Source organism: Gordonia sp. NPDC003422, from assembly GCF_053588675.1.
On record NZ_JBSFQL010000037.1, the window covers coordinates 14,867 to 40,816 of the forward strand.

The 25,950-nt window shown below is 65.5% G+C and carries 27 protein-coding genes; 19 read left to right on the plus strand and 8 right to left on the minus strand.

Going from position 1 to position 25,950, the window contains the following annotated elements:
- Positions 1 to 36: 36 nt before the first annotated feature.
- The 5 genes from ACWDTF_RS22880 to ACWDTF_RS22900 all read left to right on the plus strand — a co-directional run bounded on the left by ACWDTF_RS22880 (position 37) and on the right by ACWDTF_RS22900 (position 5,612).
- The gene (locus ACWDTF_RS22880; protein WP_433255293.1) at positions 37 to 1,308 is read left to right on the plus strand and encodes a helix-turn-helix domain-containing protein; all 1,272 of its coding nucleotides are present in this window, start codon (positions 37 to 39) and stop codon (positions 1,306 to 1,308) included.
- 195 nt (positions 1,309 to 1,503) lie between these two features.
- Entirely contained in the window at positions 1,504 to 2,412 is a 909-nt protein-coding gene (locus ACWDTF_RS22885) for an ACP S-malonyltransferase (RefSeq protein WP_240862253.1), read from the plus strand.
- A gap of 134 nt (positions 2,413 to 2,546) precedes the next feature.
- Complete coding sequence (acpM, locus tag ACWDTF_RS22890; protein WP_240862251.1) at positions 2,547 to 2,852, plus strand: meromycolate extension acyl carrier protein AcpM; 306 nt, start codon at positions 2,547 to 2,549, stop codon at positions 2,850 to 2,852.
- Positions 2,849 to 4,120 carry a KasA/KasB family beta-ketoacyl-ACP synthase gene (locus tag ACWDTF_RS22895; RefSeq protein WP_308221091.1) on the plus strand — a complete coding sequence of 424 codons (1,272 nt, stop codon included), beginning with the start codon at positions 2,849 to 2,851 and terminating at the stop codon, positions 4,118 to 4,120. Before acpM ends, ACWDTF_RS22895 begins: the two co-directional genes overlap by 4 nt.
- Positions 4,121 to 4,160: 40 nt before the next feature.
- Complete coding sequence (locus ACWDTF_RS22900) at positions 4,161 to 5,612, plus strand: acyl-CoA carboxylase subunit beta (RefSeq protein ID WP_240862249.1); 1,452 nt, start codon at positions 4,161 to 4,163, stop codon at positions 5,610 to 5,612.
- A 203-nt stretch (positions 5,613 to 5,815) separates the two neighbouring features.
- Here ACWDTF_RS22900 and ACWDTF_RS22905 read toward each other — a convergent pair whose 3' ends face one another.
- The 5 genes from ACWDTF_RS22905 to ACWDTF_RS22925 all read right to left on the minus strand — a co-directional run bounded on the left by ACWDTF_RS22905 (position 5,816) and on the right by ACWDTF_RS22925 (position 11,404).
- Positions 5,816 to 6,334 (minus strand): DUF3145 domain-containing protein, encoded by a 519-nt coding sequence (locus tag ACWDTF_RS22905; RefSeq protein ID WP_240862248.1) that lies wholly within the window; start codon positions 6,332 to 6,334, stop codon positions 5,816 to 5,818.
- Positions 6,335 to 6,587: 253 nt separating this feature from the next.
- Positions 6,588 to 7,406 carry a serine hydrolase domain-containing protein gene (locus ACWDTF_RS22910; protein ID WP_449755120.1) on the minus strand — a complete coding sequence of 273 codons (819 nt, stop codon included), beginning with the start codon at positions 7,404 to 7,406 and terminating at the stop codon, positions 6,588 to 6,590.
- 88 nt (positions 7,407 to 7,494) lie between these two features.
- Complete coding sequence (locus ACWDTF_RS22915) at positions 7,495 to 8,625, minus strand: NDMA-dependent alcohol dehydrogenase (protein ID WP_449755121.1); 1,131 nt, start codon at positions 8,623 to 8,625, stop codon at positions 7,495 to 7,497.
- Positions 8,626 to 8,855: 230 nt separating this feature from the next.
- On the minus strand, positions 8,856 to 10,460 hold the full coding sequence (gene fadD5, locus ACWDTF_RS22920) for a fatty-acid--CoA ligase FadD5 (protein WP_449755122.1): 1,605 nt from the start codon (positions 10,458 to 10,460) through the stop codon (positions 8,856 to 8,858).
- Between the two features lie 95 nt (positions 10,461 to 10,555).
- Positions 10,556 to 11,404, minus strand: coding sequence for an enoyl-CoA hydratase-related protein (locus ACWDTF_RS22925; protein ID WP_374247956.1), 849 nt, complete (start codon positions 11,402 to 11,404; stop codon positions 10,556 to 10,558).
- 218 nt (positions 11,405 to 11,622) lie between these two features.
- Between ACWDTF_RS22925 and ACWDTF_RS22930 the strand changes: the two genes are divergently transcribed.
- The gene (locus ACWDTF_RS22930; RefSeq protein ID WP_240862239.1) at positions 11,623 to 12,831 is read left to right on the plus strand and encodes a TetR/AcrR family transcriptional regulator; all 1,209 of its coding nucleotides are present in this window, start codon (positions 11,623 to 11,625) and stop codon (positions 12,829 to 12,831) included.
- A gap of 12 nt (positions 12,832 to 12,843) precedes the next feature.
- Here the strand turns inward: ACWDTF_RS22930 and ACWDTF_RS22935 are convergent, their stop codons facing one another.
- Positions 12,844 to 13,827 (minus strand): hypothetical protein, encoded by a 984-nt coding sequence (locus tag ACWDTF_RS22935; RefSeq protein ID WP_449755123.1) that lies wholly within the window; start codon positions 13,825 to 13,827, stop codon positions 12,844 to 12,846.
- Positions 13,828 to 13,943: 116 nt separating this feature from the next.
- On the opposite strand from ACWDTF_RS22935, the gene ACWDTF_RS22940 reads away from it, so the two are divergent.
- Positions 13,944 to 15,083, plus strand: a complete 1,140-nt coding sequence (locus tag ACWDTF_RS22940) for an acyl-CoA dehydrogenase family protein (RefSeq protein WP_449755124.1) — start codon at positions 13,944 to 13,946, stop codon at positions 15,081 to 15,083.
- Positions 15,040 to 15,780, plus strand: coding sequence for a GntR family transcriptional regulator (locus ACWDTF_RS22945; protein WP_449755125.1), 741 nt, complete (start codon positions 15,040 to 15,042; stop codon positions 15,778 to 15,780). Before ACWDTF_RS22940 ends, ACWDTF_RS22945 begins: the two co-directional genes overlap by 44 nt.
- Positions 15,781 to 16,054: 274 nt before the next feature.
- On the opposite strand, the gene ACWDTF_RS22950 is transcribed toward ACWDTF_RS22945, so the two are convergent.
- Both ACWDTF_RS22950 and ACWDTF_RS22955 read right to left on the minus strand, forming a co-directional pair.
- On the minus strand, positions 16,055 to 16,480 hold the full coding sequence (locus ACWDTF_RS22950) for a pyridoxamine 5'-phosphate oxidase family protein (RefSeq protein ID WP_240862230.1): 426 nt from the start codon (positions 16,478 to 16,480) through the stop codon (positions 16,055 to 16,057).
- Between the two features lie 58 nt (positions 16,481 to 16,538).
- Positions 16,539 to 18,143, minus strand: a complete 1,605-nt coding sequence (locus tag ACWDTF_RS22955; RefSeq protein ID WP_449755126.1) for a DUF222 domain-containing protein — start codon at positions 18,141 to 18,143, stop codon at positions 16,539 to 16,541.
- An 877-nt stretch (positions 18,144 to 19,020) separates the two neighbouring features.
- On the opposite strand from ACWDTF_RS22955, the gene ACWDTF_RS22960 reads away from it, so the two are divergent.
- From ACWDTF_RS22960 to ACWDTF_RS23010, 11 genes are all read left to right on the plus strand, one after another.
- Positions 19,021 to 20,208: a tyrosine-type recombinase/integrase gene (locus ACWDTF_RS22960; protein WP_449755137.1), complete on the plus strand. Its 1,188-nt coding sequence runs from the start codon at positions 19,021 to 19,023 to the stop codon at positions 20,206 to 20,208.
- Positions 20,209 to 20,501: 293 nt separating this feature from the next.
- Positions 20,502 to 20,696, plus strand: a complete 195-nt coding sequence (locus ACWDTF_RS22965) for an excisionase family DNA-binding protein (RefSeq protein WP_449755127.1) — start codon at positions 20,502 to 20,504, stop codon at positions 20,694 to 20,696.
- Positions 20,697 to 20,781: 85 nt separating this feature from the next.
- Entirely contained in the window at positions 20,782 to 21,048 is a 267-nt protein-coding gene (locus ACWDTF_RS22970; protein WP_449755128.1) for a DUF6011 domain-containing protein, read from the plus strand.
- Positions 21,045 to 21,323 carry a DUF2742 domain-containing protein gene (locus tag ACWDTF_RS22975; RefSeq protein WP_449755129.1) on the plus strand — a complete coding sequence of 93 codons (279 nt, stop codon included), beginning with the start codon at positions 21,045 to 21,047 and terminating at the stop codon, positions 21,321 to 21,323. The genes ACWDTF_RS22970 and ACWDTF_RS22975 overlap by 4 nt, the downstream gene beginning before the upstream one ends.
- A gap of 263 nt (positions 21,324 to 21,586) precedes the next feature.
- Entirely contained in the window at positions 21,587 to 22,543 is a 957-nt protein-coding gene (locus tag ACWDTF_RS22980; protein ID WP_449755130.1) for an AAA family ATPase, read from the plus strand.
- Entirely contained in the window at positions 22,540 to 23,181 is a 642-nt protein-coding gene (locus ACWDTF_RS22985; RefSeq protein ID WP_449755131.1) for a hypothetical protein, read from the plus strand. The genes ACWDTF_RS22980 and ACWDTF_RS22985 overlap by 4 nt, the downstream gene beginning before the upstream one ends.
- Positions 23,178 to 23,498, plus strand: coding sequence for a WhiB family transcriptional regulator (locus tag ACWDTF_RS22990; RefSeq protein WP_449755132.1), 321 nt, complete (start codon positions 23,178 to 23,180; stop codon positions 23,496 to 23,498). Before ACWDTF_RS22985 ends, ACWDTF_RS22990 begins: the two co-directional genes overlap by 4 nt.
- Positions 23,495 to 24,529, plus strand: coding sequence for a hypothetical protein (locus tag ACWDTF_RS22995; protein ID WP_449755133.1), 1,035 nt, complete (start codon positions 23,495 to 23,497; stop codon positions 24,527 to 24,529). The genes ACWDTF_RS22990 and ACWDTF_RS22995 overlap by 4 nt, the downstream gene beginning before the upstream one ends.
- Positions 24,513 to 24,851 (plus strand): helix-turn-helix domain-containing protein, encoded by a 339-nt coding sequence (locus tag ACWDTF_RS23000; RefSeq protein ID WP_449755134.1) that lies wholly within the window; start codon positions 24,513 to 24,515, stop codon positions 24,849 to 24,851. The genes ACWDTF_RS22995 and ACWDTF_RS23000 overlap by 17 nt, the downstream gene beginning before the upstream one ends.
- Positions 24,848 to 25,066 (plus strand): hypothetical protein, encoded by a 219-nt coding sequence (locus tag ACWDTF_RS23005; protein ID WP_449755135.1) that lies wholly within the window; start codon positions 24,848 to 24,850, stop codon positions 25,064 to 25,066. The genes ACWDTF_RS23000 and ACWDTF_RS23005 overlap by 4 nt, the downstream gene beginning before the upstream one ends.
- A complete protein-coding gene (locus tag ACWDTF_RS23010; RefSeq protein ID WP_449755136.1) occupies positions 25,063 to 25,851 on the plus strand; it encodes a hypothetical protein in 789 nt (262 codons plus the stop codon). Before ACWDTF_RS23005 ends, ACWDTF_RS23010 begins: the two co-directional genes overlap by 4 nt.
- The last annotated feature ends 99 nt before the right edge of the window (positions 25,852 to 25,950 follow it).

The following is a 25,950-nucleotide window of genomic DNA, read 5'->3' on the forward strand; positions in this document are numbered from 1 at the left end:
GTCTCGACCACCTCCACCGACCACTACATTGGAGTGGTGTCGGACGCACGGATCAACCAGCAGCCCCCGAGCATCGACGTGTTCGGGGAGCGTGGTGCACACGTGCCTGCGCCGGCCACTGTGCACGACGCCCTGCCGGACACACTGCTGCGCCGGGTGAAGCAGTACAGCGGCCGTCTCGCCACCGAGGCGGTTCACTCGATGCAGGATCAGCTGCCGTACTTCGGCGACCTCGACGCCGCGCAGCGGGCCAGTGTGCAACTGGTGGTGCAGACCGCCGTCGTCAACTTCGTCGAGTGGATTCAGGACCCCGAGGGCAACGTCAAGTTCACCGTCCAGGCATTCCAGGTGGTGCCGCAGGATCTGGCCCGACGCATCACGCTGCTGCAGACGGTCGAGATGGTGCGGGTCGCGATGGAGTTCTTCGAGAAGTGGTTGCCGCTTCTCGCCCGCAACGACGCGCAGCTCCGAGCGCTCACCGAGTCGGTCCTGCGCTACGGCCGCGAGATCGGTTTCGCCGCGGCCTCGATCTATGCGTCGGCGGCGGAATCACGTGGCGCGTGGGACTCGCGCCTGGAGGCACTCGTCGTCGACGCCGTGGTCCGCGGCGACACGGGGCCGCAGCTGCTCTCCCGAGCCGCAGCCTTGAACTGGGATTCCGACGCCCCCGCTACGGTCATCGTCGGCGCGCCACCGCCCGAGCAGAACGTGTCGGTCCCCCTCGCGATCCACAACACCGCACGTGCACACGACCGGTCGGCGCTGTCGGTGGTGCAAGGCTCGCTGCTGGTGGCCATCGTCAGCGGCCCGATCAAACCGACCGAGAAGTTCACGACCGCCCTGCTCGGCCATTTCGCCGACGGTCCGGTGGTGATCGGTCCCACCATGCCGAACCTGGGAAGTGCGCACGCGAGCGCCACCGAGGCCATGTCCGGAATCACCGCCGTGGTCGGGTGGCCGAACGCACCACGACCGGTGCACAGCCTCGAACTTCTCCCCGAACGCGCTCTGAACGGGGATGACTCCGCGATGGCCGCATTGAGCGAATCCCTCGTCCGACCGCTGGAGAAGGGTGGGGCCACGCTGAACTCCACTTTGGAGGCATACCTCGACTCGGGCGGTTCGGTCGAGTCGTGCGCCCGTGTTCTGTATATCCATCCAAATACGGTTCGTTACAGACTGAAGAAAATTTCAGAAATCACAGGACGTGATCCAACTAACCCGCGCGACGCGTACGTACTGAGGATCGCAGCGACTGTGGGTCGACTGACACACTTCCGACACGAATCGCCTTCACAAGCAACATAGGAAACATCCGTAACACGGCCATTTCGACGTTTCCGCAGTTAGAGCGCCCGAAGACACGGTTGGGTAACGAATCTCAGTGTGATGACGAACCAGGTGACGCCAAGGTGAAGTTTGTAGGAACCCCACAAAAGTGCTCGACAAGGTTCATGCTTCTCTACACCCACATATGTCGTTCAAACGGTGTTCTCTGGTCACGTGCTAACGATGCTTGCCCCCGGACAGGGTTCCCAGACGCCCGGCATGCTCACGCCGTGGCTGGATCTTCCTGGCGCGCGTGATCAACTGGCGACCTGGTCGAAGCTGACCCGCCTCGATCTGGAACGCCTCGGCACCTCCGCGACCGCGGAGGAAATCACCGACACCGCAGTCACCCAGCCGCTCGTCGTCGCCTCGGCGCTCCTGGCCTTCGACGAGGTGCGCAAGGGTGGCGAACTCCCCGACGACGCGGTCGTGGCCGGCCATTCGGTCGGCGAACTCGCCGCGGCCGCCATCACCGGAGTCATCAGCTCCGACGAGGCTGTGACCCTCGCCGCCGTCCGCGGCGCCGAGATGGCCCGGGCCTGCGCACTGGAACCGACCACGATGGCCGCCGTTCTCGGTGGTGACGAAGCGCAGGTGCTGGCACGTCTCGCCGAACTCGACCTCGTACCGGCCAACCGCAATGCCGCCGGGCAGATCGTCGCCGCCGGCGCCGAATCGGCGATCGACGAACTCATCGCCGCTCCGCCGGAAAAGGCGCGCATCCGTAAGCTCGCCGTCGCCGGTGCATTCCACACCCGCTACATGGCGCCGGCCCAGGAGGCTGTCGCCGAGGCGGCTGCGCGGATCACCCCGGCCGACCCCAACCGCACCCTGCTGTCGAATTCCGACGGTCAGCCGGTCGCGAACGGCGCGGACGCACTGACGAAGCTCGTCGCCCAGGTGACCAGCCCGGTCCGCTGGGACCTGTGCTCGGCCTACCTCCGCGACAACGCCGCGAACGCAATCGTCGAACTCCCGCCGGCCGGCACGCTGGTCGGCATCGCGAAGCGCGAGCTCAAGGGCACCCCCGCGGTCGCCCTCAAGGCGCCCGCCGACATCGCGAAGATCACCGAACTTGGATAGCGGTCACGGCTTAGTTGCCTGACCCCCGGAAGATCGGCAGTGTGCCGGTTGTCCAAGCGCCCGTGGGCGAATGCTGCCCTCGTCGCGCTCCGGAGCGAGTAATCACCCAAGAGAATCAAGAAGGGAACCACACAGTGGCTGCCACCCAGGAACAACTCATTGCCGGCATCGCCGAAATCATCGAGGAAGTCACCGGCATCGAGCCGTCCGAGGTGACCTTGGAGAAGTCGTTCGTCGACGACCTCGACATCGACTCGCTGTCGATGGTGGAGATCGCCGTGCAGACCGAGGACAAGTACGGCGTGAAGATCCCCGACGAGGATCTCGCCGGCCTGCGCACCGTCGGTGACGCGGTTGCCTACATCCAGAAGCTCGAAGCCGAGAACCCCGAGGCCGCAGCTGCCATCGCCGCCCAGGTCGAGGCAGACAAGAACTCGTGAGCTCCCCCTCCCTCCGCGAATATTCGACGCTGGGCGGGAACTTCCCGAGCGTGGTGGTCACCTCCATGGTGGCCACCACCTCGCTGGGCGAAGACCTCGACTCCACGTGGAAGGGTCTTCTCGCCGGCGAGTCCGGCATCCGGCTGCTGACCGACGACTTCGTCACCCAGTACGGCGAACTGCCGTGCCGTATCGGCGGGCGGATGCTCAAGGACCCCGCCGAGGAGGTCACCCGCATCGAGGCGCGTCGTATGGCCTATGTCGAGCGCGTGTCGCACGTCATGAGCAAGCGTCTCTGGGCGCACGCCGGTGAGCCCGAGGTCGATCCCGAGCGTCTCGCTGTCGTGATCGGTACCGGTCAGGGCGGCGGTGACGCGATGGTCGACAACGTCAAGGCGATCGAGCAGTCCGGCAACTACCGCAAGGTCTCCCCGCTGGCCGTCTCGATGGCGATGCCCAACGGTCCGGCCGCGGTTGCCGGCCTCAATGTCGGCGCGCGCGCCGGAGTGATCACCCCTGTCTCGGCTTGCTCTTCGGGCGCCGAGGCGATCGCACACGCGTGGCGTCACATCGTCATGGGTGACGCCGACATGGTCGTCGCCGGTGGCGTCGAAGGTCATATCGATGCGATTCCGATCGCGGCCTTCTCGATGATGCGGGCGATGAGCACACGCAACGACGATCCTGCGGGCGCCTCCCGGCCGTTCGACAAGGACCGTGACGGATTCGTGTTCGGCGAGGCCGCCGCGATGCTGATCCTCGAGCGTGAAGAGCACGCCAAGGCGCGCGGCGCTCACATCCACGCCCGCGTTCTCGGTGCGGGCATCACGTCCGACGGTTTCCACCTGGTTGCCCCCGACCCCAGCGGTCAGGGCAACGCGCGGGCCATGGCCCGCGCCATCCAGACCGCAGGTCTGAGCAAGACCGACATCACCCATATCAATGCCCACGCCACGGCGACACCCATCGGTGACACCGCCGAGGCCGTCGGCATCGTGTCGGCGGTCGGCCAGCACGCTGCGGTCTATGCACCCAAGTCGGCACTCGGACACTCCATCGGCGCAGTCGGGGCGCTGGAGTCGGTGCTGACCATCAAGAGCGTCGAAGAAGGGGTCATCCCTCCCACGCTCAACTTGGAGAACCAGGATCCGGAGTGCGACATCGATGTCGTCCACGGCGAGCCCCGCTATGGACAGATCGACTACGCGATCAACAACTCCTTCGGATTCGGTGGGCACAACGTGGCGATCGCCTTCGGTCGTTACTGAATCCGCCAACACACCCCCGACACCCTGCAGGAGACCGCGAATGACGACCTTGGCTCCGATCAGCGGCCATGAAGAAGCTGCCGACCCCCGCGACCCGTTGCTGCGGTTGACCAACTTCTTCGACGAAGGCTCGATGTCGTTGCTGCACTCGCGCGACAAATCGGGCGTTCAGGCGGCGATCGGCCTCGTCAACGGCGTTCGTACCGTCTCCTACTGCACCGATGGCACCGTCATGGGCGGTGCCATGGGTGTCGTGGGGTGTGCCCACATCGTCAACGCCATCGACACCGCCATCACCGAACAGGCGCCGGTCATCGGCATCTGGCATTCGGGCGGTGCTCGACTGGCCGAGGGCGTCGAAGCTCTCCACGCGGTCGGCCAGGTCTTCGAGGCGATGGTCCGCGCGTCGGGCTACATCCCGCAGATCTCCGTCGTCGTCGGTTTCGCCGCAGGCGGCGCCGCCTACGGTCCGGCACTCACCGACGTGGTGATCATGGCTCCGGCCGGCCGGGTGTTCGTGACCGGCCCCGACGTCGTCCGCAGCGTCACCGGCGAAGACGTCGACATGGAATCGCTCGGCGGGCCCCTCACCCACGGCAAGAAGTCCGGCGTGTGCCACATCGTCGCCGACTCCGAGCCCGACGCGTTCTGGCGCGCACGGCGTCTCGTGTCGACCTTCAGCCGACAGGGCCACTTCAACCGCGAGCAGGCGCAGGCCGGTGACACCGACCTCAAAGCCCTTCTCCCCGAGTCCAATCGACGCGCTTACGATGTGCACCCCATCGTCGAGCAGCTGCTCGACACCCAGCTCGCCGCCGACGGCGAAACCGAGATCTCCAGTTTCGAAGAGCTGCAAGCCCGTTGGGCCCCGAACATCGTGACCGGATTCGGCCGGCTCGCCGGCCGCAGCGTCGGCGTGATCGCCAACAACCCGCTCCGCATGGGCGGCTGCCTCAACTCCGAGAGCGCCGAGAAGGCGTCCCGATTCGTCCGCCTCTGCGACGCGTTCGGTGTTCCCCTCGTGGTCATCACCGACGTCCCCGGTTACCTGCCCGGTGTCGGCCAGGAATGGAACGGCGTCGTTCGACGCGGTGCAAAACTGTTGCACGCCTTCGCCGAATGCACCGTTCCGCGGGTCACCCTGGTCACCCGCAAGATCTACGGCGGCGCCTACATCGCGATGAACTCGCGTGCCCTCGGCGCCACCGCCGTCTACGCCTGGCCCGGCTCCGAGGTCGCCGTCATGGGCGCCAAGGCAGCCGTCGGCATCCTGCACAAGAAAGCCCTCGCCGCCGCACCCGACGACGAGCGAGAGGCCCTGCACGAGCGTCTCGCAGCCGAGCATGAGGCCATCGCGGGCGGCGTGGGACGCGCTCAGTCGATCGGCGTGGTCGACGAGATCATCGATCCGGCCAAGACCCGCAGCATCATCGCCGAGGCCCTCGCGGCCGCACCGGCACGACGCGGGCGGCACAAGAACATTCCGCTGTAGGCTGCCTGCCACCACTGCCTGAGGTGTGAACCACCACTGCCTGAGGTGTGAACCACCACTGCCTGAGGTGTGAACCACCGCTCCCTGAGGTGCGAGCTTGCGAGCCTCCACCGCTCCCTGAGGTGCGAGCTTGCGAGCCTCCACCGCTCCCTGAGGTGCGAGCTTGCGAGCCTCGAAGGGCAGCGCCCGCCCGCTGACGAAATTCAGCCGACCCGTTGCTGTAGCCAGGTGACCTCGGCGCCCGCACCGCCCATGCGATACGGCTCCAGCGCCTCGTCCCACGCGGTTCCGAGAGCGGCTTCCACTTCACCGGCGAGGCCGGCGCTGTCGGGCTGCGCCTCGATCATCGTCCGCAGCTGCATCTCCCCGATCACCACGTCGCCGTTCGCGCTCGTCGAACCGCGCCACAGACCAAGACCCGGTACGTAGCTGAAGCGTTCGCCGTCGACGCCGTCGCTGGCGTTCTCGGTGACCTCGAAACGCAGCGCCGACCACTCGCGCAGCGCAGTGACCAAGCGGGCCGCGGTACCCACCGGGCCTGCCCAGTCCACCGTCGCGCGCTGCAATCCGCGGTCGGCCTCTTGCGCGGACCACTTGAGGTTGGCCCGCGCATTCAGGGTCGACGACAGAGCCCACTCCACATGCGGGCACAGCGCCACCGGCGCCGAGTGGATGTACACCACTCCAGTCGTCATGTCCGCAAACTGGTTCAGATTGCGCACCGTCTTCACCTCCGGTTGTCGACGAGGAACGTCTTCCCCAACACACCTCGCGATACCGGATATCACATCGTTGTGGTTTATTGTGCCCCATGGTGCACGTGTTGCGCCAGTTTCTCGTGCGATTATCTATCACTTACGTGACGAAACTGCCGTCGGAAAGCGGTACGCCCCGGCCCGACCGACTGCACTGTGCACTTGGGCGGCCTCGCACGTACAGATTCCCGTAGCTCAACGGCCCCGGTCACCGGCCGGATCAGTCCGACGACCGGATCGCCGTTACCACGGCGTCGTTGAACTCACTCCACAGCGGCTTGGCCCAGGCTCCGAAGTCGCGGTCGGTCAACACGACACATGCGGCGCCGAGTTCGGGGTCGACCCACAGGAATGTGCCGGACTGGCCGAAATGCCCGAACGTCCGTGGCGAATTCGACGATCCAGTCCAGTGCGGCGACTTGTTCGAGCGAATCTCGAACCCCAGACCCCAGTCGTTCGGGCGGTGCTTGCCGTAGCCGGGCACAAAGCCGTCGAGCCCCGGGAACTGCACGGACGTCGCCAGATCTGAGGTCTCCCGGGACAAGAGCTGTGGCGCCAAGAGTTCGGACGCGAACGCCGTGAGGTCGGTGACACTCGACCGCGCACCATGTCCGGCGGGACCGGCCAACTCCGAGGACGCCATACCCAGCGGCTCGAATACCGCACCGGCGAGATACTCCGGGAAGGCGATCTGCGTGGCCGATTCGACGACCTCGGCCAGCACCTCGAAACCCGCGCTGGAGTAGATGCGCCGTTCCCCTACCGGCGCCTCGACGTCGCGTGTGCCGAACGCCAGGCCCGACGCGTGTGCGAGCAGATGCGCGACCGTCGCGCCGGGAGGCCCGGCGGCATCGTCGAGCTCGACCGCCCCCTCCTCGACGGCGACGAGTACCGCCTCGGCCACGAGAAGCTTGGTGACCGAGGCGAGTTCGAAGACCGCACCGGTGTCGCCGAACTCCTCGACCACGCCGTCGGGCATGATGAGCGCCCCTGACACACGGTCAACCGGCCAGTCCGCCAACGCTTCGAGTGCCGCCACAACAGGCCACGTTACCGCCGCGCTCCGGCCCAGACACACCGATGGCGGCCGAGTACGAGACCCGACCGCCATCGCAACTTACGAACGGCTAGTGATCTTCGTCGGTGTAGCGGATGACGCCGCGAATGTTCTTGCCGTCGAGCATGTCCTGGTAGCCCTCGTTGATCTGGTCGAGACGGTACTGCCGGGTGATCATGTCGGCGATGTTCAGTTTGCCGAGCTTGTACATCGACAGCAGGTTCGGGATGTCCAGCTTGGGATTGGCACCACCGAAGATGGAGCCCTGCAGGTTCTTCTGCAGCAGGGTCAGCATCGCGAGGTTGAGGGTCACATCGCTCTCCATCATGTTGCCCATGCCGGTGAGCACGCAGGTGCCCGCCTTGGCGGTGATGCCCATCCAGGTGTCGACGTCCTTGCCGTGGACCTCGCCAACCGTGACGATCACCTTGTGGCACATGTGCCCGTGGGTGATCTCCGCGATCGACATCGCCGCTTCCTCGACCGACGCAAAAGCATGGGTGGCGCCAAACTTCAGGGCCTGCTCGCGCTTCCACTCGACCGGGTCGATCGCAAAGATGTTGCGGGCGCCCGCGATCAGCGCACCCTGCAGCGCGGCGGTGCCGACACCGCCGACGCCGACGATCGCGACATCTTCGCCCGGCCGCACGTCACCGCTGCGGGTCGACGAGCCGTAGCCGGTGGGGATACCGCAGCCGCACAGGGCGGCGACCTCGAACGGGATGTCCTTGTCGATCTTCACCGCCGACGCCTCGTGCACCACCATGTACGGCGAGAAGGTGCCGAGCAGCGTCATCGGGTAGACGTTCTCCCCCGCCGCGGTGTGGATGCGGAAGGTGTTGTCCGACACCGCCTCGCCCTGCAGGAGCATCGCACCGAAGTCACAGAGGTTGGCCAGACCGGCCTTGCACGACGGGCACTTGCCACACGACGGGATGAACGACAGCACCACGTGGTCGCCGACCTCGAAGTCGGTTACACCCTCACCGACCTGTTCGACGACGCCCGCCCCTTCGTGGCCACCGAGGATCGGGAAGCCCGCCATCGGGATGCCGCCGGTCATCAGATGATGATCCGAGTGGCACATGCCGGCCGCTTCCATGCGGATCTTGATCTCACTGGCCTTGGGGTCGCCGATCTCGATCTCCTCGATCTGCCACGGCTTGTTGAGTTCCCGAAGCAGTGCACCCTTTGTCTTCACGTCACATCCTCCATTCGCCCCGACGACATCGATCCGCCGGGAATTCCACCCGCAATGGTGATTTCTCCTGTGAGGGTAGTCACTGAATCCGAAAAATGAAACGTGTTCTAATGTGCGTTTCTTGAGATTCGCATATTCGCAGGTCACACGCAGTTATCGACCACTTCGACGCGAACGACCCGGACGCCGTAACAGGCGTCCGGGTCGGTGTCCGGTGATGCGGTGCGGCGTCAGTTCGCCAGTCCGGCGTCCTTGCTGCCGTAGCTGCTGCGCAGCGTCGGCTTGACGACCTTGCCGCCCGCGTTACGGGGCAGCTCGTCGACGATCACGATGTCCTTGGGGTGCTTGAATCGCGCGAGGTTCTCGTTGAGGTACGGCTCGAGGTCCTCGAGGGTGAGGTCGTCGACGCCCTCGGCGAGCACGACGACCGCCACCGGCACCTCGCCCCACTTCTCGTGTGCGCGGCCGATGATCGCGGCCTCCACGATCTTCTCGTGGCCGAAGAGCACGTTCTCCACCTCGGCGCAGTAGATGTTCTCGCCGCCGGAGATGATCATGTCCTTGGCGCGGTCGACGACGTAGATGAAGCCCTCTTCGTCCTGGCGGACCAGGTCGCCACTGTGGAACCAGCCGCCGTGGAATGCGTCGGCGGTGCCCTGCGGGTTCTGCCAGTAGCCCTTCATCATGTTGGGTCCGCGGTAGACGATCTCGCCCACGACGCCCGGTTCGACGTCGTTCATCTCCGGGTCGACGATGCGCGCGGTGACCGCAGGCACGACCTTGCCGATGGAACCGATCTTGCGCAGGGCATCGCGGCCCTCGAGCACGCAAGTGATCGGCGACATCTCGGTCTGACCGAAGACCGCCACGTTCATGGCATCCGGGAACGTCTCGTTCATGGCGTTGAGCACGCTGTCCGAGGCGGGCGCGGCACCCCAGCTGATGACACGCAGCTTGAGGTCACGCGGCTTGGCCTGCTGCACGGCACACACGGCCTGCCACTGAGCGGGCACCAGGAAGATGGAGGTGGTGCCCTCCTTCTCGAGGGTGTCGAGCATGTCGTTGGGGTCGAACGCCCCCAACGGGTGGATCACCGAGAGCGCACCCATGTAGAACAGCGGCGCCATCGCGCCGAGGCCGGCAATGTGGAACATCGGCGCAACACACGAGCCCACATCGTCGGACCGGGTGTTCAACGCCTGCAGACAGGTCACCGCCTGCGCCTGCAGGTTCTGGTGGGTCAGCATGGCGCCCTTGGGCTTTCCGGTGGTGCCGGAGGTGTACATGATGAGGGCGACGGTCTCTTCCGGGACGTCGATCTCCGGCAGGTCCGAGGAGTCCTCGGCCACCAGGTCCTCGAGCTTCAGGTGCGCCTCGTTCTGGGTGTCGCCCACCACGACGGTGGCGTCGATCGCGCCGGTCGCGGCGCTGACCGCGTCGGCCAGCGGTGCGAGCAACGACTCGGTGACGATGACCTTCGCGCCGCTGTCGGTGACGAGGAACGCGATCTCGGCGGGACTCATCCGGATGTTGACCGGCACCGGAATTGCGCCGATGAGGTTGGCGCCCAGCGTCGCCTCGACATACTCCGAACGATTCAGCAGGATCAGCAGGATTCGGTCACCGAACTGCACGCCTCGACGGCTGAGGGCGGCGGCGAATGCGCGCGACCGTTCGTCGAGCTGCTTCCACGTGGTGACCTGCCCCATGAACTTCAGCGCAGGCTTGTCCGGTGTCATGAACGCATGGCGGCGAATCTGGTTGTTCCAGTGATTGCGGCGGGAGCGCAATGGCTCGGTGACGAGATCGCTGCTCGAATCGAGGGTGGCGGTCATCGGTGTCTCCTTCTTCTTCGGACGTGCGAATTGATTGTCGAGTGGTATCGGTGGCGAGCGAGATCAGCTCGGCCACAACACTTTTGGTCGGCAGGCTACCTGCCGGTGAAGGCCGCGAGTGCGGCCTGGAACTCGGGTGACTGCAACAGCGACGTCTGACCGGCGAGTTCGCGTTCGAGGGCGGCTTCGAACCCGGCCATGGTGTGCGCGTCGAGCGCGGCCTTGGTGAGCCGCATCGCGGCCGGGCTCGAGGACGCGACCTTGTTCGCAGCCTTGTCGACCGCGGCGTCGAGGGCGGCACGGTCGTCGAGGACAGCCGTCACCAGTCCGGCGTCGTAAGCGGCGGACGCCCGCAGCTTCTCGCCCAGCAAAGCCATCGCGTTGGCACGCGCACGACCCACCGACACGGCCGGCAGCATCGAGGCCGCGCCGTCGGGCATCAGCCCGATGTTGATGAACGCGAGCAGGAAGTACGACCGCGACGTCGCGTAGACGAGGTCGGCCGCAATGGCCAGCGAAGCACCGATACCCACGGCCGCGCCGTCCACCGAGGCGATCACCGGCACCGGCACCCGGCGCACGGCACGCGCCAGCTCGGAGCCACCCGAGATCGTCTGGCGCGCCTGCTCAGGCGTGAGGCCGGCCGACCCCGACGCAGCGTTCTTGGCGGCATTCTCGGCGATCGCGATGACGTCTGCGCCGGTGCTGAAGCTGCCGCCGGCACCGTCGATGACCACCGCACGGACGTCGTCGTCGGACGCCCACGCGTCGAGGGCCTCGATGATCGCGGCCGACGCCGCACCATCGAGCGCATTCATGCGTTCGGGCCGCGAGATCGTCAGACGCGCGACGCCGCGCTCATCGACGTTGGTCCCGATTCCGCTGGCCCCGATCCCCGTCGTCGGCTTATCCGTCACCTTCTCCGTCACCGCACCGTCGCTCACAGCACTCCTCGTCCGCCATGACATTCCACGCCACGGCATCGATAGACACAACCGGACATATCCGTCCCATCGGGTCCTGACCTTACTACCATAGTGCGACCCACATCACGAGAATACCGGTTAACTTATCACGGCCACACACGCGGTCTTCCTGGTCTTTTTGTCCTTGCGACATAAATCGGTCACGCGAAGACTGCATCCGGCTAGGCTGAACCGTCATGACCGCACAACCAGGGACCACGCCATCCGACGTGCCTGCCGCAGACGCCGGCGCACCTCGTCGGCGACGCCCTGCTGCGCGGCGACAGTTCATCCTCGACGCGGCCGCCAAGGCGTTCAGCGCCGGGGGTTTCCACACTGTGCGGCTCGAGGACATCGCCGACGCGGTCGGCATCTCCGCGCCCGCGCTCTATCGCCACTTTCCGACGAAATACGCACTGTTCGCGGAGACGACCGCACAGTTGGCGCACGGGCTGAGCGGCGCCGTCGACGGGGTCGAACCGGGTTCACCCACCGAACTCGACGACCTGCTCAGCGCCATCACAACCACGTCGATCGAGAACCGCCGCACCGGTGGCCTCTATCGCTGGGAGGCCCGCTACCTCGAAGGTGCCGACGCCGACCTCGTGCGAGAGGTGGTCATCAACCAGCACCGGCGCATCCGGGCCGCGCTACAACGACGCCGACCCGGCCTGAGCGACGCCGACGCCGATCTGATCACCGCGGCAATGACGAGCGTGGTGGCCAGCCCGGCCACGCACCGAGCGGCGCTCCCGGCCCGCGAGGCACATACCCTGATCCGTGACGCGGCAACCGATCTCGTCCAGGTCGATCTACCCCCGCCGACCGACCCCACCACAGCCACACCCGGCACCGGACTGCTCCCCGCGGCCAAGCGGGAGGTGGTCCTGGCCGAGTCGATCCACCTGTTTGCCGCGCGCGGATTCCGGGACGTCACCATCGACGACATCGCGCGCGCCGCCGGGATACCCGCATCAGGTGTCTACCGGCACTACCCGAGCAAGTCGGCGATCCTCGAGGCCGCGTTCTGGCGTGCCGCCGAGCGAGTGACCGCGTCGATCACCGACGCACTCGCCGCGTCGAGCACCCCTCGCGAGGCGATCGTCGCACTCGTCACCCGCTATGTCGGATTGACCTGCGGCAGTACCGAGTTGATCACCGTGTATGTCACCGAGATCGGGCATGTCGGGCCGACGCAGCGCACGGCGCTGCGCAACCAGCAACGACTCACCGTCGAGGAATGGGCGACTTGGGTGACCCGGTGGCGACCCGATCTGAGCGCAACTCAGGCCCGCTTCCTCGTGCACGCGGCACTCAACGTGATCACCGACTTGGCGCGACTCCCCCAGCAACCCTCCGAGGCGCGGATCACCGCGCTGAGCTCACGAATTCTGCTGGGCGAATGAGATTTCCGAGACTCAGACGACGTCGAAATCGTCGATGAGCCAGCGCCCGTCGTCGGACTGGACCAGCGTCATCTTCACGCGGGATTGGTAGAGAATTCCGTCCGGCTTGGCCTTCCGGATCTCCGGCGACGTCACTGTCTGGTCCAGCGTGAGCAGCACGACGTATTTGCCCTCGTCGACCGACATGATCGCGGCGTTGTCGGCCTTGGCCGACGACACCGCTTTGACCTGCGCACTGCCCCGACGCGCATCTTGCGACGACGCGATGTACGACTGCGCGAACTTGGGTGTCGAGACCGCCTCGATCCGACGATCGAGGTCGGCGAAGTTCGCCGAGTCGTAGCTGGTGAGTTCGACGGCGTACTTACGCGCGGCATCGACGGCCGACTGTGTCGTCGGGTCAAAGCCTGACGACGCCGCGACGTTGTCCGACTTGGCATCTCGATACGCCACGGCCAGCCACGCGGTGGAGACCGCCAATGCGACCACGAGCGCCGCCAACGCTGCGATCACCAAGAAGGTCTTCCGACTACCGCCCACCCGGAAGCGACTCCCCGTTGTCGCGGCACGATCGCCTGCCTCGAGTTTGCGAGGTATCCGATCCACGGCCATCTCGGCGGGGTCTGCCTCGTCTGCCGCGCCAACGGCATCGACTTTGTCCGAGGCATCGTCGGCGTCGTCCGACGCTCCCCGACGACCGGCCTTCCGGTCGGCCTTCGCCGCTTCGCGCGCCGCCTTGCGCTCCGCCTCGACTCGATACTTTTCTCGATTGGTGCGGTTGGCAGCCAAGAACGCCTGCCCGTCGAGCGGCGTCGGGTCCTTGACGAGGGACACCTCGGCCGGGTCGTCGGTCACGTCAGGGCCGTCGGCGGCGTCACCGTTGACGTCGGTATTGGTGTCGACGACGTCGGTGTCGATGACGTCGGTGTCGATGACGTCGGTGTCGATGACGTCGGTGGAATCCCCGGCGCTCGGTACGTGTCGAGACTTCGGCATCCCACCAATGTAGCGACAGTGATTTGTGTCCCAGCTCACGCTCAGTCGTATCAAATATATTTGATGTGATACCTTGGCCACCGATTTGGGCGTCAATCGAGAGGACAGGCACAACGATGGTGAATTTCACCGAGGAACAGACCGCGTTCGCGAAGGCCGTTGCCGACTTCTGCCAGCGTGAGGCGGGCACCCGGGAGCAGCGCGATCGTCTCACCAGCAACGGCGCCGAACTGCATTCGCAGGAGCTCTACAAGAAGATGGCAGAACTCGGCTGGGCCGGCATCCTCGTGCCCGAGGAGTACGGCGGCGCCGGCGCGGGCAACATCGAGATGTCGATCCTGCTCCACGAATCGATGCGGGCGATGGCTCCGATCGGCGGCATCGGGCCGACCCTGATCACCGCCGCCGCCTACCAGAAGTTCGCCGACGAGCAGCTCAAGAAGGAAGTCCTCACCGGCGTCGCGGAAGGCGACTCGCTGTCGATCTCGATGTCCGAACCCGAAGCAGGCTCCGACGTCGCCAACCTCAAGTGCCGGGCCGAGAAGGTCGACGGCGGCTGGATCATCAACGGCCAGAAGACCTGGTGCTCCAACGCGCATTTCGCGAAGTCGATCCTGCTGATCGCCCGCACCGAGAAAAGCGACAAGAAGCACGAGGGCCTCACCCAGTTCCACATTCCCGCCGACACCCCCGGGCTGGAGATCAAGGGCATCGACACCCTGGGCGGCCGCGAGGTCAACGACCTCTACTTCACCAACGTCAAGGTGCCGGATTCGGCGGTCGTCGGCCAGGTCAACAACGGCTGGAATCAGCTGATGGCCGGCCTCAACACCGAGCGGCTCATCCTGGCGGCGATGCAACTCGGTGTGGCCGAGCGTTCCTTCGCCGACACGCTCACTTTCGTCACCGAGCGCAAGCAGTTCGGCCGGCCGGTGGGTACGTTCCAGGCGCTGCGACATCGTCTTGCCGACCACGCGACCGAGATCGAATGCACCAAGCTGCTGGTCTACCGGGTAGCGGAGCTCGCCGACACGTACCCGAAGAAGCTGTTCCCGCGCGAGGCGTCGATGGCCAAGCTGAAGGCCACCGAGGTTTCCAAGGCGATGACGATCGACGCCATGCAGATGATGGGCGGCTACGGATACGCCACCGAGTTCGACGCGGAGCGGCAGATGCGCGGCGCCATCATCTCGACTGTCTATGGTGGCACCAATGAAATCCAGCGAGACATCATCGGCAAGACGTTTGGCCTCTGAGCCGGCCGACGTCGACGTGCCGTCTCGCGCTGCGGCCAAGCCGCTTCGGCGGCGGCCGCAGTTGTCCGAGGAGGTGGCCACGCACCTGCGTGGTCAGATCATGACGGCTGCCGTCCAACCGGGCGACTACATCCGGATGGACGAGACCGCCGAGGCGCTCGGTGTCAGTGTCACCCCCGTCCGGGAGGCGCTGCTGACGTTGCGGGGCGAGGGCATGGTGAACCTCGTCCCGCGACGCGGCTACGTGGTCGCCGAGCTGAGCCGCACCGACGTCGAGGATCTGTTCTGGCTCCAGGGCGCGATCGCCGTGAAATTGGCGCTGCGCACCGCCGACGTCATCACCGAGGAGCAGTTGGCCGAGCTCGAATGGTGCAACCGGCAGTTGCGAGCGGCCCTCGACGCGGGTGACGTGGACGCCGTGCAGGACGCCGAGTTCGACTTCCACCGCGTCCACAACCACATCGCCGACGGCCGGAAGCTGGCCTGGTTCCTCCTTGCCGCCACCCGCTACACGCCCGCGCACCTCTACGCGGCCGACCCCGAGTGGGGCGACGTTGCGGTCGACAGTCACGCCCGACTCATCGACGCCTACCGGTCGGAGGATCGCGACGCCGTGGTCGAGCAGACGCGTCGCCAGTTCGTCGACGGTTCAACGCGTCTCACGAGGCACCTGGAGAACTCAGGCATCTGGTCCTGACCGGGGTTCACCGTGCGCCAGCCTTGCTTCCGCTCCTTGAGGTGCGAGGAGCGCGATTCGAAGACTCATCCGCTCCCTGAGCTGAGGTGCGAGGAGCGCGATTCGAAGACTCATCCGCTCCCTGAGGTGCGAGGAGCGCGAGCGACGAGCCTCGAAGGGCCTGGTGAGACAGGGTATTTGGGCGACAAGCGCCATGCACCCCACCGCCGCCTGAGGTGCGACGAGCGCCATGCGCGAGGAGCCTCGAAGGCCCGGGCGACCTTGATATGCCAACTCAGACACTGCCGAGATCCAGCGACACCCACTGTCGCGGCTCGAGCGTCACTCTGGTCTGCGGACCGTGGTTGTCCCATGCGAAGTCGACGTACGGCCCGACCTTTTCCTCGGGCAGGTAGCGCGCGGCCATCTCCCACAGGTCATCTCGCGTCGCATCGTCATATCCGACGACGTCGCCCGACACCGACGCGTACCGGATAGTCGGTTCGACGCGTTCCACCATCAGAGTGAATCGACCTGCGGCCCTGATCAATCCGAGCTTTCGTGATTCGGTGCCGGTGAGCAGCCATGGCCTCTCCCCCGGCGTGTACTGGTACCAGATCGGAACGGTCAGCGGTGCCCGTCCTGGTTCTGCTTCCACCGACAGTGCAGCGATGTGCGGTTCGGACAGGAACTGTTCTCGTTCGGTGACGGTGAGTGCCATGCCTCCACCGTAGATCCGAGCACCGACACACCTGTGCGCGTCGGCACCGCGAGCCGTCTTACAGGTACTTCTCGACCAGCGCCATGGCCAGGCGTGCTTCTACCGCCGAGACCGGTGGTGGGATGGTCTCGGTGAGTTGGTATGTGGCCGACGGTGGCGGGTCGGGTTCGGTGTGGTGGATTCGGCCGCGGGCTTTCTCGAGTTGTTGGTCGAACAGTGCCCGGATGTCGGGGCGCCGGTTCACGCGCGCCGGATTGGGTGGCGCCCCGGGTCGGTGGTTACGCCGCCACCAGGTGCGTCCGGCGAGATCACCGCTGCGATACACCCCGGTGGTGTAATCACCGAGCCGATCACTGACCATCCGATTGTGCTTCGGACACGCCGGCGCAAGGTCGACGATGTCGGTGCGCCCACCGTCGGCCCAATCACGGTGCGCGTGATGCATTTCCACGTGCGTGGCCGGCTGATCACAGCCCGGTGCCGAACACACCTCCCCGTCCTCACGGGCAAACGACATCAACCGCTGTGCCATGGTCGCGCACCGCTTGGACCGGCCCTCGTACAGGGCGAGTGGAATGTTGTCGGCGAACACCGCCAAATACTGTTCGGCCTCGGCCGCCAACCGCACCACATCCGACATCGGCAGCAGCGATCCGGTCGCCGTCGTACCGAACCCGGCCTTGGCGATCAGGTCCTCGAGTTCAACCTTGATGATCAACTGCACCGGCAACCCGCGATGGGTTTTGCCCAGCAAGCCGTCTGTGAACACTGCTTTCAGCAGCGCCGAAAGCGCATCATGATTACGTTGAGCCTGCGACCGGCCATCACGGGCGGCGGCCGCTTTCAACTGGTCGGGGTCGGCGTCGTCCTCGGCACCACTGGGCGAGTCGGGATCGGACGGGTTGTTGAGACCGGGTTTGGCCCAGACCGCCAACAGCATGTCCACCAGCGCCCGGGTTTCCGGGTCGAGGTGAGCGGTCAGCTTCGACATCTGTTGCGCGTTCTGCCGATTCAGCCACAGATTGCGTTGCCGTTTACGGTCGGCGTCGTCGGACAGTTCCCCATCCGGATCCAGATGCGCCAGGATGCGTTGCCCCAACGTGTTGATCTCGTCCGGTGTGTGTTCGGCAGCCAACCCCGACAGTGTCGCTTCGGCGGCGACCTGCTTGTCGTGGGACACCTTGTGCGGGATGGCATCCAACATCTCCGCGGCCTTGCGTACATGGCCGGGCCCCACGAGTCCGTCGGCGAACGCGGTCGCCAGCGTCGGATACCTCGGCTCCCTCAGCTGCCCATCGAGTTCCCGGAAGCGGCCGGTGGCCGCCATCTGGTCTTTGCGTCGCGCCGGGTCCGACACCCGCAGCTCGACGTTCAGGAAGTTGGTGAGACTACGAAACCCCATCGCGCGGGGCACATTCCGATCCGACAGCTCCAGCACTTGTCGATTGCCTTGAAACGTCATCCGATTGATGGCACGCTCGTGAACCTGCGCAACAGCCACCAACTCGGCATCAGAACAGCGCGTCAGATCCGCGGCCGCCAACCGATCCAGCAACCCGTCGATCTCGGTGAGCAGACCAGGAACCTCCGACAACGACGACTCCGCCGCTTGGCCGATCTGCTGATCCATGCTCACCCCCGAATCCGGATCACTCGAACTCACATTCGAGAGTACATGCCTAGCGCCGGGTTCGCAAGTATTTTCGACGACACCTACACAACATCAGGAGACTTGTCGAATCATGTTGAACCACAGCATTTTCGACAAATCGACAGATCGTCCGACCACTGCGGCCCCTCCGAATGACGGCGTCGCCCAGGAGTTGTCGTCGACGAAGCGGTCAGGCCGGTCACTTTGGGCGGACCCATACTCCGTCGAGTAGAGACCGTTCATCGTCTGGGTTTTCAGGGTCCACGTCGCACACCGTGAGTGAGTGCATGGTGAACAGTCCCCAGCCCGGGAAGTCGTGCCCGATGGCGGTCTCCTCACCACAGAGACCGATAGCAGCGAGCTCAGCGATGACATCGTCGTACGCCCGGCAACTAAGCCGGATTCCCTGGACGACCAGCACTGGTTCGCCTGGCCGTGAGTACGACAACTGGGCGAAAGGCACGCGACCTGCGCTGTCGAACTCGACCTCGATCGCATTCTCGCGATAGAGGAGATTGCCACGCGCCTCGGCTGAAGGCGCGCCGATGACAGCTTCAACCTCTGTGCGACTGCCCCAGGACTACCGGGCCGATCCGCCTCCCGGGAACGACTTCAAGAATCTCCGTCATGTGATCGATCCTCACACATTTGGCGGCACCCGAGTCTTCTCGGAGAGCCAGTCCGGCACCAACAGAAAAGGCCCGGTGAAAACCGGGCCTGACCTGCTGCTACTCTGCTCCCCCAACTGGACTCGAACCAGTAAACCGGGCTCTGTGGATTTGTGTGGCTGACCAGCGGTCTAAGTACTCTGACCTGCGGTCACGGATGACAGTACACGAGAAACATGCGGAATGTCACGGAAGCAGATGTAATCTGATCTGGCACGTATCTGGCACACCAGACAGGAGCGACCGTGAGCAAGCGCGGATTCGGCAGCATCCGCAAGCTGCCGAGTGGCCGATACCAGGCCCGCTACACCGGCCCCGATGGTGCCGAACACAAGGCCCCGAAGACCTTCGGCGCCAAGCTCGACGCCGAGTCATGGCTGTCAGACCGACGCCGCGAGATCGATCGGAACCTCTGGAACCCGCGCGAGGCCGACCAGGCCGAGTCACCGATGTTCGAGCCTTACGCCGACGAATGGCTGAAGACACGCATGGTCAACGGGCGGCCTCTCAAAATCCGCACCCGAGACCACTACCGGCAGCTACTCGACCTCCACCTCCTGCCGACGTTCGGGACGAAGCACCTGAACCAGATCACTCCCGCCGACGTCCGGGCCTGGCACGCCGAGCTGCTCCCCGACGCGCCGACGATGCGCGCGCACGCCTACAGCCTGTTGCGGACGATCATGACCACCGCTTTCAACTCCGAGCTGGTCGACGCGAACCCATGCCGCGTGGAAGGCGCCGGTAGCGCCCGCCGACGATCGCGCACAGTGCCCGCCACCATCGACGAGTTGACGACGATCGTCGAGACCATGCCTGCAAGGTATCGGCTCATGACGTTGCTCGCGGCGTGGTGTGCGCTGCGGTTCGGTGAACTCATCGAGATCCGGCGCCGAGACGTGGTGCTGGAGTACGAGGTCGACGATGACGGAGCGCGCCAGCTCGTCGGCGGGTATGTGTCGGTGAGCCGCGGGGCTGTCCGGGACGCCACACGCAACGCCTACGTGCAGCAGGACAGCGCGAAGTCCGACGCCGGCACTCGCGACGTCCACATACCTCCCCATGTCCTGGCCGATGCTGAACGGCATCTCGCCGAGTACACCGGACCGAAGGCCGACGCTCTCCTATTCCCGGCACCCGAAGGCGGATACCTTACGCCGACAACGCTTTACAGCTACTTTTACCCAGCCCGCGAGGCCGCGAAGCGCACCGATCTACGCTTCCACGATCTGCGCCACACCGGCGCGGTACTCGCAGCCGCCACCGGGGCCACACTCGCCGAGCTACAACAACGCCTCGGACACTCGACCGTCTCGGCCGCCATGAGGTATCAGCACGCGGCAAAGGGCCGTGACAGGAAGATCGCCGAGGCACTGTCGAAACTGATTGAGGGAGACACGCCCCGGTGAGTCTTTGCGTTACGCGGCAATTCGTGCTGTATTGGTTCCAGGCACGGAATACCGCGCCGCATAACTGAACACCGACCCGCTACGTCAAGTAGGAGATTGGCCGGATAGCCCTGGAGGCGACCGACATTCACTGAAAGACCGAACGGCGTTGGAGGTGAAACGAGCCCTGGACGCTCGTCACCCGCTCCGCGCAAAGACCCTGGAGGTCGTATCGGAGAACGTCGAGCAGAACCACGCAAAATGAGCCCGTGGTGAATGCTTGGTGTTCTCCGTTTTCGTCTCTGGAGGATTCAGTGGCCAAGTCCACACTGCCCCGTCGCTGGGCAACTATTCAGGAAACCGCCGCCTACATCGGCGTCACCCCGCGCACCATTCGACAGATGATCGCCGACGGCCGGATGCGCGGATACCGCAACGGCCACAAGGTAATCCGCGTCGACCTGAACGAGGTTGACGCCTCGATGACCCCGATGGGTGGCGCAGCATGAGCGGCCCCGACTACGAACACCTCGACTGGCTCGACGATCTCGGCATCACCGACCACCAGGCCGACCAGATCGGTGGTGATTGCGAATGAGTCCCGGAAATGACGCCGCCCCCGGTCGGGCAACCGAGGGCAGGCAACAAGATCCATGTGGTGGGCGGATCAGTGCTGATTCTATCACCGAACTCGACCTCGACCAGTACCTCGACCCGGCAGACAAACTGATGTTGGCCGCGTTGCGCGAGGGCAACTACGTCCTCGCCGTTGTGTGCCGTGTCTGCGGTTCCCCGCTCACCGCGAAACGATCACGCCAGCTCGGTGTCGGCCCTGCCTGCCGGAAGCGGGTGGCCGAATGAGCATCACGTATCCCGAAGCCCTCGACCTCCGTGCGCGGCTGGTGCATCTGCCGATGCCCGAAGGCGTCGACCGAGCACAGTTCAACGCGCTCTTGACGGCCGGTGTCCGCGATGTGCTGCTCGCCGAGCTGGACGCGCTCGACGAAATCCGCGCCATCAAGGACGCCGCGGTCGAGGTGTCCCAGGCGATCGAGTGGAGAGAGGCTGGCCGGCGGATCGCCACCCGTCGCCAGTGGCTGGCCGCGAACCCCTGGGCAATCAGGAGGCCGATGTGAGCGAGTACCACCCCGGTACTGGTACCGGAACCAGTACCGTACCGGCTGACCAGCACGAATCAGAACCAAGCGGGGCCAGCAAACCCCAGGTGGTACCGGTACCAACACCCGGTACTGGTACCGGTACCACCCCCACCAACAGCACAGCGGTACCGGTACCCACCCCAGTACCGGGTACCGGTACCACCCCGGAGCGGGCACCGTATTTCGACATCGCGGCACTGCTCGCTGGCGATCTCCCTGACCCGCCGACACCGACTGTGATGCGCCGCGATGACGGTCCGGGCATCTTCTACCGAGGGCAGCTGAATCTGTTGTTCTCCGACCCGGAACACGGCAAGACGTGGCTGCTGCTGTGCGCGCTCGCTGAGACCTTGCAGGATGGCGGTCGCGGCCTGTTTGTCGATATGGATCACAACGGCGCGGCCTCCACCGCGGCGCGTCTGCTGCAACTCGGAGTGACGGCCGACGTGCTCGGGGACCTCGACCGGTTCCGCTACATCGAACCGGACGGTCCGCTCGAACTGATCCAGGTCGTCATCGACTGCACGACCTGGACGCCGGACTTGATCGGGCTGGACTCGCTCGGCGAGCTGCTGCCCATGTTCAAGGCGTCCAGCAACAGCGGCGACGACTTCACCGTCACCCACACGCGGGTGATCAAGCCGCTCGTGCGTACCGGAGCGTGTGTGGTCCTCATCGACCACCTCGCGAAAGGCGCAGAGTCACGCGCATCCGGGCCGACCGGTTCACCAGCGAAACGACGCGCTGTCGGCGGTGTCTCGCTTCGCGTGAAGGCCAAGGACGCCTTTGTTCCCGGCCAAGGTGGCACGGCGTACGTGACGATCAACAAGGATCGGCACGGTGGTCTGCGAGCGAAGTCTCCTGTCGGAGAACGCGAACCACTCGCAGCGGTGTTTCGTCTACGCCCCGGACCGGGCGACACGCTCACCTGGTCACTCCGGCCAGCGAAAGACGGCGAGCACGCACCTGCTGATTCGGCCTCGGCTGATTTGGTCGCGAAGATCGCTGCACTGCGCCCACCGCCAAGCTCTGGGAACGACGCTCACCGCCGGATCGGTGGGCAACGTCAATCCGCGCTCGATGCGTACAAGGCATGGCAGACAACACAATCCTGCCGCGTCTGCCGCTTCCCAATGACCCTCGACGCTGACCTCTCGGCCGGCATCCATGAATCTTGCAAGGAGAACGACCAATGACCGATCGCACCGACAACCTCCGGATCGCCGCCGACATCCTCGCCGAAGAGGCGGGTGCGCGTTCTGCTGACCCGGCCGACCGCGACGAGCGCATCACCGAACTCAACCATCAAGCAGCCGAGGCCCGCCGACTGATCGACCACATCGAACAATCGCGTGCGGAGCAACCGGCACGCCTAGCCGAGATGCGCGCACAGGCCGACTCCGAACGAACCCTGGCGCGCGTCACCGAACCCTGGGCACACACCGTTGGTGCGATCCCCACCGTCGACACCAACGGCCAGTTGAACGGGATGCTGGGACTACCATCCCTCGATGCGAAAGCGGTCTGGGGTGCACGGCTGGCATTCGATCTCGTCTCGCGAGGACTGCCCGCGAAAGACGTTATCTCAGAAGCGTTCTCCGACATCCACGACGTGGATCACCTAATGCTCGTATTCGCCGACGCCTGTGAAACTCTCGCAGAGAGCATCGTCGCGCCCCTCCTGGATATGATCGAGCACCGCGCAAGCGACTTCGACACACGCGTACGACTCGTCGACGCCGCCCGCAACGCCTGGTCGGTTCGCTGCAAGGACCTCGCCGGCACGATGCCCGCCGACGCAGCCGACGATGACCCGCTGGACGAGCCGTGGTGAGCCAACACCGCGGTCCGGCTCGCCGGGAGGGTGGCTGGGTTGACCTCACCGCCGAGATACTGCGCGGGACCGCCGACCTCTCTGGCGCGAACTGCGTCGGTTCCGAAGCGCTGTTCGATCCCAAGGCCCACAGCGAGGAATTCACCGACGCCGACTACCGCCACCAGGCCGCGGTCGAGCTGTGCCGCACCTGCCCCGCGGTCGACGCGTGCCACCAGTGGTCGACAACCCAGCCCGACGTCCACGCCGTCATCGGTGGCCGCCGACCCGCGCTTCCCGGCAAACCAGGCCGACCACGAAAGGCAAGTGCCGCATGAGCCCGATAGATGAGATCCGCGCCAGCGTGCTGCGATACGCCGAGGAACGACAACTGCGGACCTACTCGCCCGCACTCTCCCTGTTCATCGACTACCTGCGCGACGGCCGCCCCGTCATCGTGGAGACCGGAATACTCCGCGCCGCTCGGATCGACTTCAACCTACTTCAGATGGCGGGATTCCGGCTGTTCGGCGACGACCCATTCGCACCGGATGCACCGAAACAACCACTGTGGCAACTCGACACCGCCGAGCTGTTCCCCGTCGAGATCAACTGGAAAGCGGCAAGCGAAACGCCGATCGTTGATCGTCACGTCGGGTGGCGCGTCTGGAAAGTCACCGACGATGGGGCCCTCGTTCCGCCGTTCGTGGTCCGAACTTTCAGCACGCACCGCCGTGGCCTCCTGTACACCGCGACCTGCGAGTATCACGACCTTGACGAGATTCCCGCGGCGGAATGCCTGTGCGGAATTCACTCGGTCACCAACTGGGCCAGCTTCTGGCCCGGAGTGGAAGTCAATATCCTGCAACAACTTCTGCTGCGAGACAAGGATGCGGTTCTGCGGCTGATCATCACCTATGGTCGCGCCGAGGGCCGGATCGCGCTGGACTCGCAACAGCGGGTCTGGGATTCCGCACGCTCGACCCGCTACCGAATCCTGGGAGCGTTGGTGCCGCGCGGAATCGAACACCTGCTGCCTAAGTCGTTCGATGTGCCCCTCCGACGCATGGATTGGAGCGCATCACCCGACGAAGGTCAAGCGCGCGTCACAGGCGCTCGTCGAGCAGATCGCCCTACAACAGCAAGGAACACCATGACCACCGACAACGGCCATGTCTGCGGCGTGTGCCGTGGCCCCGTCCGCAGCTACGCTGGATCAGTCTGGAAATGGACGTGCCGCGCCTGCATCCGCGAACAGGTGCTCGCCAATGCCGAACCACCACAACCTGATCCGCTACCACTGCTGAGTGGCCTGCGCTCGCGCAACTCGATCGCCAACGGGGTACGCCTCGATGCCGACGACTCTTGACACCGCGCAAACCAAGGTCGCGCTGTGGGTGCTCGCCGAGTTCAAGCGCCGTCGTCGCATCGTTGGTCAACCGATCCCGACCGCGGTCGCCGAACTCCACACCCACCTACTCATGTCCGGCAACGGACCAGCCCCGGAACCGGCACGCGCACAATCGAAACCAGCCGAGCAGGTCGACACCCACCAGGCCGCCGACCTGCTCGGTATCACCCCGCGCCACGTCCGACGCATCGCCGCCGACCTCGACGGCCACCGCATCGCCGGAAGATGGATCTTCCATCGCCACAACATCATCGACTACGCAGAGAGCAGGAACCAATGACCACACCCACGCAACCCCGACGTAAGGACCCGCTCGCCGCCCTCGTCGCAGGCGTCGAACAGATGCTGTCAGAGCTCGATGACGACCAGTGGCAGCAGCTCGTTGCTCGCGTCCGACCGCCAGCCGACGACGACAAGCCCGCCGAGCAGAAGCCCAAGCCGAAGGACGACGGCCCCGCGTACCCGGCCTCGTGGGGATTCGGAGACAAGAAGTGAGCACCAACGCGCTACCCGGCGACATCGCCAACCTCGTCGAGCAGACCACCAACCTCGGCGGAGCCATCCCCGCCGAGCTGGCCGCGATCACCGACGCCATGGCCGCGGTCGCCGCGTGGTCGCCACCAGAGCCCACCGACATCGCCAGCATCGTCCGCCGCGGTGACCTCGACGCCGACAACGCCGCAGCCATTCTCGACGACGCTCTCGTGCAGCCGAACCGCAATCCGGCCGACCTCAAGGTCACCGCGAAGCACGAACTCACCCAACAGTTCGCGCGCACCCTCCAAGGCAAAGCAGGCGACCAGCTCATCGAATCCATCCGGCCGACGTTCACCACCGCGTGCACCGCGATCGCGAAGGCAGCAGAACTCGTCCCCGCCGGCGCGACACCCGCCGACCTCGCCGAAGCTGACGACCAGTTCATCCAGGCGTGGCGCACCCTCGGCGAACACCGCGGAACCCTCGACCAGGTTGCCGGCGTGCTCGGCATCCTGGTCGAACGGTTCGACGTCCTCGGCGCCCCGCAGCCATGGCATGGCCCCCGCTGGATCGACGCCGCCTTCCACGTCACCGACGTGTCCTGGCTCGAACGCTGCGGCCGCGCACTCACCGCACCCAACGGCGCAGGAGGCGCACGCGGCGGCAAGTGGCACAGCATCAGCAGCGCGCTCACCCTCAACACCGTCACCGACGCACGCGCCATACTCGCCGACGCACACACCGCACACCGCGAAGCCGAAGCCGCCGAATACGCCCGCACCCACGGCGCACTCACCGGCTAACCACAGACCGCGCGACACTCAGCGTCCGATGGTGCGGTCCGCGAGAGTCGCGCACCGGCTGGCCCCGACACACAGACCCCGGAGGTCGTCGGGGCCAGC